The sequence below is a fragment of the Lactonifactor longoviformis DSM 17459 genome (assembly GCF_900129135.1).
Taxonomy (GTDB): domain Bacteria; phylum Bacillota; class Clostridia; order Lachnospirales; family Lachnospiraceae; genus Lactonifactor; species Lactonifactor longoviformis.
Genome location: NZ_FQVI01000011.1, coordinates 71,375 through 85,809 on the forward strand (window position 1 = coordinate 71,375; position 14,435 = coordinate 85,809).

Sequence of the window (14,435 nt, forward strand, 5' to 3'; positions counted from 1 at the left end):
GAGGAGACACCTATATGCGCCTTGAACAGATACAGGCTGTGCTGAAAGAGCGTCAGCAGCCATACTCCTATGTGGAAGAGGATGGATGCGGCAGCATTGACTTTGAATACCGGGGAATTGCCTATCACGTCTGGGAATTTCAGGATGAGTCCTGGGGGGCTGAAACGAATGTGAGAAACGGCGGCTACAGCGAAGATCTCTTCGGGGATTATGAAGCCCAGATCATACAGATTATGAAAGAATGGAAATAAACCCGGAAACCCGGAAATCAATCCGTTGGTTTTCCGGGTTTTCTCTTTGGTACTGCTGCTATTTTCTGGTCTTCCAGGTTGGGCAGCCGTCCATGGTACATCGGTTTTTCCAGCCTGCCGCAATACAGAACGCTGAGATCAGCAGCAGAATGATAATGCCAAATAAGACCGGACGGTAGTCATTCATAAAATCATAGATAAACCCGTAAGCGGGAATCAGAAGGATAGATGCCAGAGGGGCACCCATGGAAACCTTTGCGTATATCTTCTCATAATCCTTCTGTCCATAGAAGGTAAGGGTCAAGATAGGTGCCAGCACCATAACACCGGAGCTGACCAGGCCATGCATAAAGGTAGCTAATCCAAAGATCAAAAAGCTGTGGGATGCAAACAGAAAGCCTGCTGCCGCCAAAAGCCCGATCACAATGATGCCATAGCAGGTCTTCAGACTGCCGATACGATCGCTGATCATGCCTATGGCCACGGAGCCGATGGAACTTCCCACTGAGGCAAAGGCCAGAGCCATTCCTGTACTCTGGGCAGAATAACCCAGCAGCTGCCCATAGGTGGGAATATGCTGAACAAATACCCCCACTCCCGTAATCGCTATCATAAATATCAGCAGCAGATAAAAAGAGATTGATTTTAAGGCTGTCTTCTCCTCTATCTCTAGCTGCTGTCTGGGCTTTTCCTTGTCTGCCGCCGCTGTCTTTTCCTCTGCTCCATAGGGAAGCATGCCGCTGTCTTTGGGCGAATTGCGCAGGAGTATCAATGACGCCAATAGAATGACGGCAAATGTAACCCCTCCAACCAAAATATAAGCAGTTCTCCATCCGCTTCCGGCTATGACAGCAGAGGTGACCGGCTGAAGAACGGCTCCAAACAAACTGACGCAGGCCATCTGAATACCGAGCATAAGGCCTACATTTCTCGAAAACCACCGGTTAATCAGAATCGGCCCCAGAAGATTTACTACTATGGCCGCCCCTATGGCCTGGGGAACTGCAAGAAGATACCAACCATAAACCTTATTTAAAAACCCGCAGGCCGCAAATGAAACAGCCTGCAGCGCTGCCCCGGCCAGCGTCACCATCCGGATATCGTACTTGTTGATAAGCTTTCCCGCAAGGGGAAGAAAAAGTACCAGCACTACAGAGGAGATGCTCATGTAGAGGGAGAGACTTCCTATACCAACCCCGATTTCCCGGGATACCGGCAGAAGGAAGAGACCTGAGGTCATATTGATTCCGCCCCCCGCAAATCCCCGTATTAGTATTACGCCCAGCAGTATATTCCACGCATAATGCCATCTTCTTTCAGTCATAGCTGCCCTACCTTTTCTATCTGTTCCAGAATCTGTTCCATAGAGAGCGCCCCGAATACGGTCTGCTTTTCATTTATAATCAATGCCGGTACACTCATAAGACTATACGTTTTCTTCAGCTGGGGAAACATACTGATATCTATCATTTCTGCCTCTATCTGGGGATTTAAGATAGCCAGATGCTGTGCGGCTATTACGGTCTCCGGACAGAAATGGCAGGACAGAGAGATTGCGATCTGCAGCTTAACCCTCCTTTTGACAGCCATTACCCGGTTTTGCACCGACTCTTCCACTCCCTGGCCAGGACCTGACAGATTATAGACAGCCAGCACGAAGGAATTAAACTCGTGGCCCGCCGGGATTCCTGAAAATTTTACTCCGCTGTATTCTTTTGTTTCCTTCAGAAGTGCAATCATAGGGTAATTCTCAGCATTTACTTCTGCTTCCAATTCCTTATCCTCCCCCTTCCTCCGGATTACCATATGAATCCTTTTGCAAATACTGCATACCTCTTCACAAAATTTCTTTAGCTCCTCAGACTTTCTGCTGTCGTCCAGGATAACTGCCAGGTAAGTCTCTCTCTCCAGTTTGTCAAACACCGTCTGTACCTGAGAACGTAAGTCCTGTGAGATAATAGCAGGCCCGTCCACAGAGTCCGCCTCTGTCTGCTCTGATACATTCAGGTTTTTTTCCTCCCGAATGCCGTGCTTTTCCTTGTATTCTGTGATGTACTTTTCTACCTGTGTTGCCGCGATCGCTCCGTCAGCAGTAGCGGTCACCAGCTGCCTGAGGAGCTTTGGCCTGAGATCCCCGGCGGCATAGACACCGGAAAGATTTGTTTCCATCCGTTCATTGGTTATCACATGCCCGGCTTCGTCTAATGTAACCTGTCCCCGATACAGTTCTGTAGAAGGCTGGTAACCGATAAATACAAAGATACCGAAGGTTTCATCCTCCTCTGACACCTTGTACTCAAAGGTCTCTCCTGTCTGATTGTTTTTAAATACGGCGCCTCTGAGCACAGTATCCCCGTATGCCTCGGTAATCTCCGTATGAAACATCACTTCAATCTTCGGATGGGAGAGCACTTTGTCAGAGATAGATTTTGCACACTTAAAAGCGCCTTTTCTCACCACAACAGTCACTTTTTTACCAAAACGGGTAAGGTAGAGAGCCTCTTCAGCAGCACTGTAGCCGCCGCCGATTACAAAAATGTCTTTACCCTCAAAGAAAAAGCCATCGCAGGTAGCACAGTACCCGATTCCTCTCCCTCTGAACTCCTCTTCCCCCTGAAAGCCCAGCTTTTTAGGCTCCGCCCCTGTGGCCAGTATAACAGCCCGGCTTTTCAAAACCCCGGAGCTTGTCTCTACCTCTTTGATCTCCTGGGTAAGCTTCAGGTTAACTACATCCTGCTGCAGAAATTCTGTTCCAAAGGAAGAAGCCTGCTCCAGCATTCTTTCTGCCAGTTCCGTCCCGGATATTTTTCTAAATCCAGGATAATTCGCAATCTCATCTGTAATTGCCGCCTGCCCGCCGGCCCCCTGTTTTTCTACTACAGCTGCCTTAAGTTTTGCACGGCCCGCATAGATCCCCGCAGTCAGTCCGGCACAGCCCCCTCCCAGAATCAACAGATCATAAATACCATGTTCCATATCTAAATTCCTTTCCTGACCGTATTCAAAAATGCCGCATGGGGACCAGCTGCAGGTCCCAGCGGCAGATTCTTATAATTTTCCGATTAAATCAAGGCTTGGAGAAAGTGTTTCCTCCCCTGGTTTCCATTTTGCCGGGCATACCTGGTCTCCGTGAACTGCTACAAACTGTGCGGCCTGTACCTTGCGCAGAAGTTCTTCCGCATCTCTTCCGATACTGTTGTCGTTTACTTCATATGCCTTTATGACTCCTTCGGGATTCACAATAAAGGTTCCCCGAAGAGCAAGTCCCTCCTCTTCTATGAGTACTTCGAACATACGGGCCAGTTTTCCGGTAGGATCCGCCAGCATTGGGTACTGAATCTTTCTGATGGTATCTGAAGTATCTGCCCATGCTTTGTGGACAAAATGAGTGTCCGTAGACACAGAATAGATCTCACAGTCAATTTCCTTAAACTTCTCGTAATTGTCAGCCAGATCCCCAAGCTCAGTAGGGCACACAAATGTAAAATCTGCCGGATAAAATACAAAAACCGACCAGTGTCCCTCTATACAGTTTAAGGTTACTTCTTTGAACTCTCCGTTCTGATAGGACTGCACTGCAAAATCCTCTAATTTTCTTCCAATTAACGCCATAATTCACCTCCTGATTTATTCTGTTTTAGTATCTGCGGACATGGCTGGTTTATGCAGAAAACGGAATGTATATTTTGCGTACATCCGATAAAACTAACTGTAACATTATAAAATAAAGGTGGTAAAACATGAAAAAACTCCAGAACAAAACAGCTCTTGTTACCTCTGCAACAAAGGGCATCGGCCTGGCCTGTGCGTTAAAATTAGCAGAGGAGGGAGCCAGGGTATATATGGGTGTCCGCAGAATGGAGGATACTCAGAAGATTTGTGATGAATACAAAGAGAAGGGGTTTGATATGACCCCAGTATATTTTGAAGCCACTAAGGAGGAGAGCTACGCTTCTATGGTGGATGACGTGATGACTCAGAGCGGCAGACTGGATATTCTCATCAATAATTTTGGTGTCGGCCGTCCCTCTGAAGATCTGGATCTGATTCACAGTTCCGAAAAAGCCTTTTTTGATCTTCTGCATCTGAATCTCGGGAGTGTATACCGCATTTCCAAGCTGGTAATCCCACATATGATTGATAACGGATGGGGAAGTATCGTAAATATATCCTCCGTGGGAGGATCTATCCCGGATATAACCAGAATCGGCTATGGGGTATCCAAAGCTGCCGTTAACAATATTACGCAGCAGATTGCCCTGCAGTATGCCCGGGATAACATCCGCTGCAATGCCGTTCTTCCCGGTCTGACAGCTACCGACGCCGCGCTGAATTCCATGCCGGAATCCTTTGTGGCATCCTTTCTGTCTCATGTCCCCCTGAACCGCATGGGCAAGCCTGAAGATATGGCCAATGCAGCACTTTTTTTCGCCAGCGATGACTCCTCTTATATTACCGGACATATCATGGAAGTAGCAGGCGGATACGGCCTCGGAACACCGCAATATGCAGATATGGTTCGGAAGTCCTTATAGGGAAGTCTGTTAAACCAATATTTCGAAGGAATCTGCCAAAAGAGAGCCTGGAGCAATCCGGCTCTCTTTTGCATCACACTGACTCTTGACTTCTCTTCTGCTGCCACTTATAATTAGCTTATATTTATTACATATGTAAGACTTACCCGGCTCTGAAGGAGGGTCTTTTCATGAACGAGTTTGGTTTACGGTTTATACTCAGTAACCTGTTTCTTACGGTTATGATAGCTGCTTTTCTGGCAGTAAAAAAACTATTTCACAGACACATGCCGGCCAGCCGGCAGTATCAGCTCTGGTTCCTGTTTTTACTGCTGTTGGTTCTGCCTTTTCTTCCCGTTAAGAATTCCGGTTTTTCTGTGTATTCCTTGATATACGGACATAATGCCGCCGAAAAAGGCAGTTTTCCTGCCCCTGACACAGTTACCGTTCCAAATGGGGATGCGCTTCTTTTAGGGGATTATGTGCTTCCGGTAAAACAATCAGATGACTTCTGTCCCGGTACCGTTCTTATAAGCCTGTGGATTCTGGGAATGGGAGTTATGTGCTGGTACACGCTGCGCTCTAACGTAAGACTATGCCGTCTTCTCAGCGCCGCCCTTCCCATACAAAATGTCCGTGTCCGGGACATTTACCGGCAATGTGTCAGAGAAAGCCGGATAAAACGGGATATCCCGCTCTTCAGCAGTGCTTTCCTGCACTCCCCCATATCCGCAGGATTCTTTCACCCCCGGATTTATCTTCCTATTTCTCTATTATCCGATGCCGACGAGAATGACCTCCGATACATCCTGCTCCACGAACTCCAGCATCTGAAAAGAAAGGATCTTGGGATGAATCTGGTGTTATGTCTGGTCCAGATTGTATACTGGTTTCACCCTGCCGTATGGTATGCTCTCAGACGGATGCGTGATGACAGAGAACTGGCCTGCGATGCCCAGGTGCTGCAGATATTGGATGCAGGCAGCCGCAAAGAATATGGAATGACTCTGCTTAAATTTGCGGGCAGCTTATCAGGAGGCGCTTTCACTGCTGCTGCAGGCATGGGAGGGCCAAAAAAACAGCTTGAAAAGCGTATACTGGGAATTCTCAGTTACCGCAGAGAATCACCTGCTTCTAAAGCCAAAAGCATTCTGATAATTTTTCTGACAGGAATTATGGTCTTGAGCTGTGCACCTGTCCTGTCAGCAGGTGCTTCCCCGGAACCTTATTCCGTCCCTTCTTCCCGCGTCCATAATCTGGAAGCAGATTCTTTTTTTCAGGGATATCAGGGCAGCTTTGTACTGTATGATATGAACAGGGACCGATGGGATATCTACAATAAAGAGGGAGCCGCTGCCAGATATTCCCCGGATTCTACCTATAAAATTTATAACGCTCTGTTTGCTCTGGAAAGCGGAATCATTACCCCTGAGTCTTCCGGCCTGTCCTGGGATGGCTCTGCCTATCCCTTTGACTCCTGGAACCGGGATCAGGATTTGGATTCCGCTATGAAGAACTCGGTCAACTGGTACTTCCAGGCATTGGATGCAGCACTTTGCGCGGATAATGTGGGAAGGTATCTGGAGCAAATCAGCTACGGAAATCAGGATATATCCGGGGGCGTGACCCGATACTGGCTGGAGTCTTCCTTAAAGATATCCCCTGCCGAGCAGGTAGAACTTCTGGTTGATTTTTATAAGAACGATTTCAAATTTTCACAGAAAAACATACAGGCTGTAAAAGACTCCATATTTATCACCGCGGAAGACGGATACCGTCTGTACGGTAAGACAGGTACCGGAAATATTGAGGGAGAGAATAAAAACGGATGGTTTATAGGTTATGCAGAGACGGACAGCAACACCTATTTCTTCGCCGCAAATCTTCAGGCTGACGCAAATGCCGACGGTTCTCATGCAGCCCAGATCAGCCTGGATATTTTAAAATCACTGGATATCCTGTCATAAGGTGTATATCCTGAACGCCACTCAGACACACGCCTGCTCCGGGGCGTACGCAGTTACATTCTTTAGGTTTGCATTCTATTAGGAGGTTTTAAATATGAAGAAATTACCTCAAATTACAGAGGCAGAATATGAGATTATGAAAGTTGTCTGGAAAAAGGCTCCCGTCAGCACGAACGAGATTACAGAATTTCTCGTTAAGACAACAACCTGGAGTCCCAAGACCATTCAGACGTTAATCAAACGTCTGGTAAATAAGGGTGCCCTCACCTATGAAAAGGAAGGACGTGTCTTTGTCTATACGCCCTTAGTGCGTGAGGATGAGTACCTGGAATATGAAAACAACACTTTTTTGAACCGGTATTATGATGGGAATCTCACTTCTATGATCACCAATTTTCTGGAAAAAGAGCGCCTTTCCGGGGAAGAGATCCAAAAACTGAAAGACTTGCTGAACCGTAAGACAGACAGCAGGTAAAAAAGAATTCTTGCCCTAACAACGTTTTTTTTATTACCGTTACCCTTGTCAGCTTAGGGTAAGGAGATGAAATGCTTAAACGAAATCCAAGGAAAAGTTTGGTCGTCCTCGTGAAAAGCAGCATACAGAGGCATCAACGTATATTTCTCTCTTTATATCTCTTGATAAAACAGTCCGTGTTGATTGCAGTACCAAAGTAATCTGCCATGCGAAAAAACAGGAATACGCACTTGTAAGTCCCATTCGGGATATTGCTTTCGGAGCATAATGCTGTCGCCGGTCAAAAGTGCTGCAAACGAAATATAGTGTTCTCGTTCCATTGGATGTTGGGTGGTAATGTAAAAATCATTTTCAACCCGCTCAACAATAAGGCATTCATTTTCGGACGCTTTTTTCGGTGGTAATAGCTTCAGCTTTTTTCCGCAACAGGTTATATTGGTGTCTGCCAATGCAGTAATTATATTTCCGCAATTAGGGCAAATATAAAAGCACATTCTTTTCATGTTTCCTCTTAAAATATCGTTATCAACTAATTCACCGGAAAGAAATTTTTCCAAATCAACAGTAAATATTTTTGACAATTCAGGAAGTAATGAAACATCTTTTTTCTTTTCGTAATTGATAAATCAATTTTCCAATTTTTGCATTATCCATTCTTTCACTCCCTCATGTATCATTATAGTGTCTCAAAAGATAAAAACAATAAACGCTCCGTTGAGTTTCAAAATCGTTGTCAACGGTCCGCGTTGGAACGAACTTCTGGAACGGATTGAAAACGGAGAAAGGGCACAGCCACAAGCTACGCCGGCTCCATTTTTACTGCTCTGAAAAATACTGTTCTAATATGTGATTTACATGTTCCACTACACAGCCGCTCCCGCCCCTGTCCTTTACATCCTCTGTCATGTTCAGCAGCAATAGTGGTTTCTTCTCATTGGGATCCGCCGTAAAGATTCCAAACCACCCCAGCTCTGTGCCCCCGGTATCTTCTTTGGTAGCCTTAATCTCTGCTGTGCCTGTCTTTCCTGCCAGCTCCACATCCTCTCTGTGGGCAGCATATCCTGTTCCCTCCGGCGTATTGATCACTTTTTCCATCCCCTTTTTTACCTGTTCAGCAATTTCCGGAGTAAATGCACCGGGAATCCAGTATTCTGCCCCCGGTGTCTCTCTATACTGCAGATAAGGCTTTATCACACTGCCTTCATTTACAAAGGCTGTATACAATGCCGCCAGATGCAGGGGATTTATCAGAATCTGCCCCTGCCCATAGCCGCTGTCTGCCAGCATTACTTCAGAGTCAATCTCTTTGCTGTTAGAATACTGTGATTTTCCCATAGGGATCTCAAATGGGATCTCCCGGCCAAAGCCCAGTTTATCCAAGGCCTCCTGCAGAGGTTGGGCTCCTATTCTGAGAGCCGCCTTTGCAAAATAGATATTGTCCGAACAGATTAGCGCATTTTCCAGGGTCGCTGGCTCACAGGCGTGAAGAGTTGTCACAAAATAGTTCCCCCAGCTTTTATCTTTCTGCCAGCTTATTCCCTCACTGCCATAATCCTCATCCGGGTCAATTGCCCCTGCCGCCAGCCCAATAGCTGCCGTTATGGGCTTAAAGGAGGAGCCCGGTACCAGTGTCTGGCGATAGCGGTTAACCAGGGGCGTAGACGCATCCTCATTCAGTTCTGACCATCTTGTCTCTGAAAACCCTCTGATAAACTCATTGCTGTCAAAAGATGGTGTGCTTACAAGGGCTAAAACCTCCCCCGTATATGGATTCATAGCCACAGAGCAGCTTTTTTCCTCCCGGAACTCCTCATAAAGACGCTGTTGAAGTTCCGCATCAATAGTCAGCTGTATATTCTTCCCGTCCTCTTTGGCAGAGAATGCCAGAGTTTCTTTTTTGTTTCCTTCTTGATCTATAATCTCAATTTCATATCCGTCCCTGCCTTTCAGCTCTTTTTCATAGAGACCCTCAATACCGCTTCTCCCGATTACACTATTTGTCCCATACCCTTCCCCCTCATGTTTTTCCAAATCCTCAGCAGTCACCTTCTGAACATAGCCGGTCAGATGGGACGCACTCTTATTCAGAGGGTAAACCCTTGTATCTACATCGGAAAGCATAACCCCCGGTATTTCCAGAAGCGCATCCTGCAGCTCCTGGTTCTGCTGTGTCTCTTCCTCCGGCTCATAAGTTAAGGTATCCAGCTCTGAAATCTTCGGCAATGTGGCGATGGGCACAAAAGTATCCTCCCTCACCCATTTTGCTTCCAGCCTGCTTTGAATCGCATCTGCAGATATTCCCAAAAGCCGGGCCATTTTTTCCAGATCTCCGGCAGCATCCTCTCCCATCTTTCCCGGAACCACTCCCACTGATGTCGACATCCCCTGACCTGCCAGTACTACACCGTTTCTGTCCTGAATCTCTCCCCTTGCTGCTTCCTGGACAGACACCCGTACCTTATCCTCCTTCTCCAGGCCGGGAAATATCACATGATCGTCCCACTGAAGAGCATACCCCTTCTCCTTCACAAAAACTGCCTCATTATCAAAGAAAAATTCTCCTGCCACTCCTTTGATAGTCTGCTGATAAGATACTGTCACCTGAGACTTGTGTTTTTTTATCTCCACAACTTCTGTGCTGACCTCAGAAGTCTCAATCCCCTCATAAATTTTCTGATTGCGCAGGATAAATGCTTCCTCTGTATATGCAGTCCGGCTCTCATCGCTTAACATGGCATACATGCCCTTATAGTCCTTCTTTTCAATACACTCCATATAGCGAACCAGCAGTTTTTCCGGCTTTTCATGAAACCCGGGAACAGCCCACAGAAACATCCCTGCGGACACAGCTGCCGCACCACATATTCCCAGCACGATTACCGCGGCCTTCCATCTTTTTTTTCTTGTCTTTCTCTCCTTTTCTGTCCTGTTCCCCATAACTCTGCCTCTCTTACTATTGTTTTGTACTCCCCTAATTATCTGTTACACCTAAATATTACATTTGTAAGACTTAAATGTCAAGTTTTTTCCTATGTCCTATCTTGCCTTTTCTTCTCTATTCTGTATATAATATAAACTAACATCCAAAAAAGACACTACATATAATTAGATACTAAGGAGGTTTTTCTATGGAAAACATGAAAAAGGTCCCGGAATGCCCTGTTGAAATAACGCTGCAGCTCATCGGAGACAAGTGGAAAGTCCTTATCATCCGGGATCTCCTCACCGGCACAAAGCGTTTCAGCGAGCTGATGCGTTCCGTAACAGGCATCACCCAAAAAGTCCTGACCAGCCATCTGCGGGCCATGGAAGCCGCCGGCCTCGTCTCCCGCAAGGTCTACCCGGAAGTCCCCCCAAAGGTAGAGTACTCTCTGACTGAAACTGGGTATAGTTTAAAGCCAATATTAGATTCCATGGTGTTGTGGGGGATGCAATATAAAAGTAAATTATAGTTTTGTGTATGTGAAGTTCGGGGTTATGTAGTCGGCGAGCGAGGCGTTGCAGACGGACGGATATAGAAGGGAGCACCGGGGAGACAAGGCCAGGGGCCGGGGGATAAGGGCAGGTCAGCTCGAGGCTCCCTTCTATATCCTGGCAGAGACTCACTTCACATTCACGGAAAACGGGTGGGGAAGGTCGAGAGTGGTACACTTTTCCTCTTGTTCCGCACTATTGTCCGCTTGATGTTTTGGATAAACTGCCAAAAACCTCCCTCATCCTGGAACTTTCCTATACTCAGGTGAGAGGAATCTTGCGACGGAGGTGTCCCCGGAACTTAAGCCTTTCTCCCGTCCGAACCAGACAGCCCGCTGCCGCGGGATTCACCGTCACCGTCCCCCCTGCTCCCTCAGATCAATACACCTGGTGCATACCTTCTTTGCAAGGGCCTTGTTGTGTGTCACCATTAAAAGCCCTATATTCCTCTCCTGCACTTCCTTTACCATCAGATTCCATATCTGGGCCTGTGTAATCACATCCAGCATAGTACTCATTTCGTCCGCCAGCAGGAAGTGGGTTCCCTGAAACAGAGATCTGGCCACACAGAATCTCTGGAGTTCCCCTCCGGACAGCTCCCTGGGATATCTCCCCAGCCATTCCTTCTCGATGCCCAGAGCCTCCATCACTTCCTCCCGGAACATACCGGATTCCTCCAGTACTTTTTTCATCTTCCACCTTGGATTAATTGCCTTTTCCGGATGCTGGTAAATCAGCTGTACCGGGCTGATCCCCTTTTTTTCCAGTGGTTTCCCGTCCAGAAGAATTTCTCCGGAAGCTGGTTTCAAATATCCCCCCATCAGCCGAAGAAGGGTACTTTTCCCATAGCCGCTGGGGCCAATCAATCCCACACGCTCCCCTTCTTCTACCGTCACAGTCACCTCCCTCAAAATCCACGGAGAACGCTCATTATACCGGAAGCTGACATTTTTTGCCTCAAGTCGCATGGATACACCTCACTGTTCCCCCACGCAATTCCTGCATGGGTATTGGTTTTTCACATTCCTCTGTACGGTTTGGACATCTGGGCGCGAATAAGCACCCTTTCGGCAGTGCCTTCGCATATGGCTGAAATCCAGGGATGGGGACGAAACCGTTCTGGGGCAGTGCCCTCCACAGAGCCTTTGAATAAGGATGCCGGAGAGCCTCCGGGCCTTCTCTAAAGTCTTTTGATGGGGCAATCTCAACCGTCGTCCCCGCGTAGAAGACAGCTACACGGTCTGCTACATGGAATGCCAAATCGATGTCATGGGTAATCAAAATCACTGCTTTGCCTTCGTCTGCCATTTCCCGGAAACAGGTTAATGCCTCCACTGCCATCTCCAGATCTAGTCCCGGGGTAGGTTCATCAGCGATAATCAGATCTGCACCGCTGATCAGTGCCGTAGAAACCAGAACTCTTCTGGCCATGCCTCCTGACAGCTGAAAGGGATAGAGCCGTTCCACGTGTTCTTCCAGATGCAGCCTGGAGAATACCTCTTTTTGTTCCTTTCGCTTTCTCTGGTCCGGCTTTTCCCCCAGTACCTGTGTTCCGACTCTCATAGAGGGATCCAGATAGGCCACTGACTGAGGCACCAGTGCGATTTCTTTTCCTCTCAGCTGCTCCTTCTCTTTCTGTATCAAAGGCATTCCTTTATAATACATCTCTCCTGTTGTGGCGGCATTTTCCGGCAGCAGTCCCATCACTGCATGGGCCAGCAGACTTTTCCCCGATCCGCTGGAGCCTGCTACCGCCACAATTTCTCCCTGTTTCACATCTATGTTCAGGTTTGATATTACCTTCAGATCATACTGCTCAAGCCCCGTATCATACATACGAAAGGACACGGAAAGATCTTTAACCTCCAAAAGAGGATGTACATACTCTTCCTTTGTTTTCTTCTCCATTCCTCTGCCTCCTATTCATGTGCACTGTAGGGATCTACAATTTTTTTCAGGTTCTCTCCCAAACGGTCAAAGAGCAAAACCACGATAACCAGCATCAGACCCGGGAAAAAAGCCAGCCACCACATACCTGTAGAAAGGTATTTCATAGATTCCGACAGAATAATTCCTATGGCCGGCTGCTCCGGCGACAGTCCGAATCCCAAAAAGGTCAGGGAAGACTCATGCATAATAGCATGAGGAAACATCAGAATCAGCCCGATGAGGAACTGAGGAATCATGTGAGGAAGAATATGGTGTATGGTTATCCACCTGCTGTTATGACCCAGCCTTCTGGACACCTCAATGTATTGCTGGGAACGAATCTGCAGCACCTCGCTTCTGATAAGACGGGCCAGTCCGGTCCAATGAGTCACAGCCACCCCGATCAGTACTCCCCTCAGTCCTTTTCCGCAGGCAAAGGATATTAATATGAGCAGTACGGTATGGGGTATCCCCATAACCAAATCGATCAGCCAGTTGATAAAATGATCCAGTCTGGAGGATCCAGTAGCTGCGGCCACCCCTACAAACAATGCGATAACCGCACTTACTGAGGAGGCCACTGTGCCCACCACAATGCTGATGGACAGCCCCTTTATGGTTCGCACCAGCATATCTCTTCCCAACAGATCGGTGCCAAAAGGATGCTCCCAGGAGGGCTTTAAGCCTTTTTGGGAAAAATCTGCCTGTATCAGTTCATCAGACATGATAGTTCCTGCCAGGTAGATGCCGAAAAGAAAGGCAAAAATAAGTATCAGGGTCAGTATAGTTCTGGTTCTCCTGTTTACTGAAAACCTTCCGGTCCTACTCTTCATGTTCATAACCCTCCCTTATCTGGGGATCTGCAATTCCATAGATGATATTGGCCAGCATATTTCCCACAAACACAAATACTGCGCTGAATAGCGTAATCCCAAGAAGCAGGGGGATATCAGATCCCATTCCCGCCGCCGAAGCTGCCGCCCCCAGGCCCGGATAAGAGAATACAGTTTCTGCCAGCACAGAACCGCCGAACAGCTCACTGAAGGAGCCAAACTGCATGGTTACTGCCGGAAGCAGGATGTTTCTCAGACCGTGGCGTTTCCAGATACTGAACCGAGACTCACCGCTTGCTTTTGCAAAGAGAACATAGTCGCTTTCCAGAACGTCCACTAACTTTTCTCTGGTATGCAGAGCCACATTTGCAAAGGACAGGAAGCTCAGGGTAAGCGCCGGCAGGACTAGGTGGTGAATGCGCTGGAGTAAGGTCACCTGATCCGCAGGAACTCCTTTGGGTACGCTCATTCCCATGGGAAACCATCCCAATTTAACAGAAAATACCATCAAAAAAACAATTCCTATCCAAAATGTAGGGATGGCGCACATAGTCAGGCAAACCTTTTTGAGAATCCGGTCCGGCCACTTTCCGTTGTAAACACCCATTATGCAGCCTATAGTGAATCCCAATATACCCGAGAAAACCCAGGCGGTCAGCATAAGCGCCAGGGATGCCGCAAATTTTTCCCCGATGATATCAAGGACCGGCCTGCGGTAGATAAGGGAGGTTCCAAAATCTCCGTGAAGCAGAGATTTGGCCCAGATTGCAAAGCGTTCTGCCGGGGGATCGTTCAATCCCCAATATTCAGCAATTTTTTCTCTCTGCTCTTCACTTACATTCGGTACAGCCCCAACATACTGCTGTACCGGATCCACCGGTGACAGGCTTACCAGGATAAAACTTATGATGCTGATTGCGATAAGAAGAGTCACAAAGCGAATCGCATACCGCCCGGTGCTTTTTACTATTCTTTTACTGTTCATCTTTTGC

General features: G+C 47.5%; 14 protein-coding genes. 5 read left to right on the plus strand and 9 right to left on the minus strand.

Features of this window, described 5'->3' with window-relative positions; translation table 11 throughout:
• Window positions 1-14 precede the first annotated feature (14 nt).
• Window positions 15-251 carry a kinase gene (locus BUA56_RS11735; protein ID WP_072851916.1) on the plus strand — a complete coding sequence of 79 codons (237 nt, stop codon included), beginning with the start codon at window positions 15-17 and terminating at the stop codon, window positions 249-251.
• Window positions 252-309: 58 nt separating this feature from the next.
• On the opposite strand, the gene BUA56_RS11740 is transcribed toward BUA56_RS11735, so the two are convergent.
• The 3 genes from BUA56_RS11740 to ahpC all read right to left on the minus strand — a co-directional run bounded on the left by BUA56_RS11740 (window position 310) and on the right by ahpC (window position 3,863).
• Window positions 310-1,575, minus strand: coding sequence for an MFS transporter (locus tag BUA56_RS11740; protein ID WP_072851919.1), 1,266 nt, complete (start codon window positions 1,573-1,575; stop codon window positions 310-312).
• Window positions 1,572-3,227 carry an FAD-dependent oxidoreductase gene (locus BUA56_RS11745; protein WP_072851921.1) on the minus strand — a complete coding sequence of 552 codons (1,656 nt, stop codon included), beginning with the start codon at window positions 3,225-3,227 and terminating at the stop codon, window positions 1,572-1,574. The genes BUA56_RS11740 and BUA56_RS11745 overlap by 4 nt, the downstream gene beginning before the upstream one ends.
• 72 nt (window positions 3,228-3,299) lie before the next feature.
• Window positions 3,300-3,863 (minus strand): alkyl hydroperoxide reductase subunit C, encoded by a 564-nt coding sequence (gene ahpC / locus BUA56_RS11750; protein WP_072851923.1) that lies wholly within the window; start codon window positions 3,861-3,863, stop codon window positions 3,300-3,302.
• 128 nt (window positions 3,864-3,991) lie between these two features.
• On the opposite strand from ahpC, the gene hdhA reads away from it, so the two are divergent.
• The 3 genes from hdhA to BUA56_RS11765 all read left to right on the plus strand — a co-directional run bounded on the left by hdhA (window position 3,992) and on the right by BUA56_RS11765 (window position 7,207).
• Window positions 3,992-4,786 carry a 7alpha-hydroxysteroid dehydrogenase gene (hdhA, locus tag BUA56_RS11755; protein WP_072851925.1) on the plus strand — a complete coding sequence of 265 codons (795 nt, stop codon included), beginning with the start codon at window positions 3,992-3,994 and terminating at the stop codon, window positions 4,784-4,786.
• Window positions 4,787-4,956: 170 nt separating this feature from the next.
• Window positions 4,957-6,732 carry a BlaR1 family beta-lactam sensor/signal transducer gene (locus BUA56_RS11760; protein ID WP_072851927.1) on the plus strand — a complete coding sequence of 592 codons (1,776 nt, stop codon included), beginning with the start codon at window positions 4,957-4,959 and terminating at the stop codon, window positions 6,730-6,732.
• Window positions 6,733-6,826: 94 nt separating this feature from the next.
• Entirely contained in the window at window positions 6,827-7,207 is a 381-nt protein-coding gene (locus BUA56_RS11765; protein WP_072851930.1) for a BlaI/MecI/CopY family transcriptional regulator, read from the plus strand.
• 152 nt (window positions 7,208-7,359) lie between these two features.
• Here the strand turns inward: BUA56_RS11765 and BUA56_RS11770 are convergent, their stop codons facing one another.
• Window positions 7,360-7,788 carry an XRE family transcriptional regulator gene (locus BUA56_RS11770; RefSeq protein WP_341443420.1) on the minus strand — a complete coding sequence of 143 codons (429 nt, stop codon included), beginning with the start codon at window positions 7,786-7,788 and terminating at the stop codon, window positions 7,360-7,362.
• Window positions 7,789-8,023: 235 nt separating this feature from the next.
• Window positions 8,024-10,144 (minus strand): penicillin-binding transpeptidase domain-containing protein, encoded by a 2,121-nt coding sequence (locus BUA56_RS11775; protein WP_072851933.1) that lies wholly within the window; start codon window positions 10,142-10,144, stop codon window positions 8,024-8,026.
• A gap of 191 nt (window positions 10,145-10,335) precedes the next feature.
• Between BUA56_RS11775 and BUA56_RS11780 the strand changes: the two genes are divergently transcribed.
• Window positions 10,336-10,659 (plus strand): winged helix-turn-helix transcriptional regulator, encoded by a 324-nt coding sequence (locus BUA56_RS11780; protein ID WP_072851935.1) that lies wholly within the window; start codon window positions 10,336-10,338, stop codon window positions 10,657-10,659.
• 375 nt (window positions 10,660-11,034) lie between these two features.
• Here BUA56_RS11780 and BUA56_RS11785 read toward each other — a convergent pair whose 3' ends face one another.
• From BUA56_RS11785 to BUA56_RS11800, 4 genes are read right to left on the minus strand one after another with little or no spacing between them, the layout of a single operon-like run.
• Complete coding sequence (locus BUA56_RS11785) at window positions 11,035-11,649, minus strand: ABC transporter ATP-binding protein (protein ID WP_072851939.1); 615 nt, start codon at window positions 11,647-11,649, stop codon at window positions 11,035-11,037.
• A complete protein-coding gene (locus tag BUA56_RS11790) occupies window positions 11,639-12,589 on the minus strand; it encodes an ABC transporter ATP-binding protein (RefSeq protein ID WP_072851941.1) in 951 nt (316 codons plus the stop codon). The genes BUA56_RS11785 and BUA56_RS11790 overlap by 11 nt, the downstream gene beginning before the upstream one ends.
• Before the next feature lie 11 nt (window positions 12,590-12,600).
• Window positions 12,601-13,443, minus strand: a complete 843-nt coding sequence (locus BUA56_RS11795; RefSeq protein ID WP_103711115.1) for an ABC transporter permease — start codon at window positions 13,441-13,443, stop codon at window positions 12,601-12,603.
• Window positions 13,433-14,428, minus strand: coding sequence for an ABC transporter permease (locus BUA56_RS11800; protein WP_072851945.1), 996 nt, complete (start codon window positions 14,426-14,428; stop codon window positions 13,433-13,435). Before BUA56_RS11800 ends, BUA56_RS11795 begins: the two co-directional genes overlap by 11 nt.
• Between the last annotated feature and the right edge of the window lie 7 nt (window positions 14,429-14,435).

What these genes read in the sequence shown, in the direction of transcription:
- BUA56_RS11775 (WP_072851933.1), bottom strand. Translation starts at nt 10,144, where the DNA reads ATGGGGAACAGGACAGAAAAGGAGAGAAAGACAAGAAAAAAAAGATGG.
- BUA56_RS11740 (WP_072851919.1), bottom strand. Translation starts at nt 1,575, where the DNA reads ATGACTGAAAGAAGATGGCATTATGCGTGGAATATACTGCTGGGCGTA.
- BUA56_RS11795 (WP_103711115.1), bottom strand. Translation starts at nt 13,443, where the DNA reads ATGAAGAGTAGGACCGGAAGGTTTTCAGTAAACAGGAGAACCAGAACT.
- BUA56_RS11800 (WP_072851945.1), bottom strand. Translation starts at nt 14,428, where the DNA reads ATGAACAGTAAAAGAATAGTAAAAAGCACCGGGCGGTATGCGATTCGC.
- BUA56_RS11765 (WP_072851930.1), top strand. Translation starts at nt 6,827, where the DNA reads ATGAAGAAATTACCTCAAATTACAGAGGCAGAATATGAGATTATGAAA.
- BUA56_RS11735 (WP_072851916.1), top strand. Translation starts at nt 15, where the DNA reads ATGCGCCTTGAACAGATACAGGCTGTGCTGAAAGAGCGTCAGCAGCCA.
- BUA56_RS11790 (WP_072851941.1), bottom strand. Translation starts at nt 12,589, where the DNA reads ATGGAGAAGAAAACAAAGGAAGAGTATGTACATCCTCTTTTGGAGGTT.
- hdhA (WP_072851925.1), top strand. Translation starts at nt 3,992, where the DNA reads ATGAAAAAACTCCAGAACAAAACAGCTCTTGTTACCTCTGCAACAAAG.
- BUA56_RS11785 (WP_072851939.1), bottom strand. Translation starts at nt 11,649, where the DNA reads ATGCGACTTGAGGCAAAAAATGTCAGCTTCCGGTATAATGAGCGTTCT.
- ahpC (WP_072851923.1), bottom strand. Translation starts at nt 3,863, where the DNA reads ATGGCGTTAATTGGAAGAAAATTAGAGGATTTTGCAGTGCAGTCCTAT.
- BUA56_RS11760 (WP_072851927.1), top strand. Translation starts at nt 4,957, where the DNA reads ATGAACGAGTTTGGTTTACGGTTTATACTCAGTAACCTGTTTCTTACG.
- BUA56_RS11745 (WP_072851921.1), bottom strand. Translation starts at nt 3,227, where the DNA reads ATGGAACATGGTATTTATGATCTGTTGATTCTGGGAGGGGGCTGTGCC.
- BUA56_RS11780 (WP_072851935.1), top strand. Translation starts at nt 10,336, where the DNA reads ATGGAAAACATGAAAAAGGTCCCGGAATGCCCTGTTGAAATAACGCTG.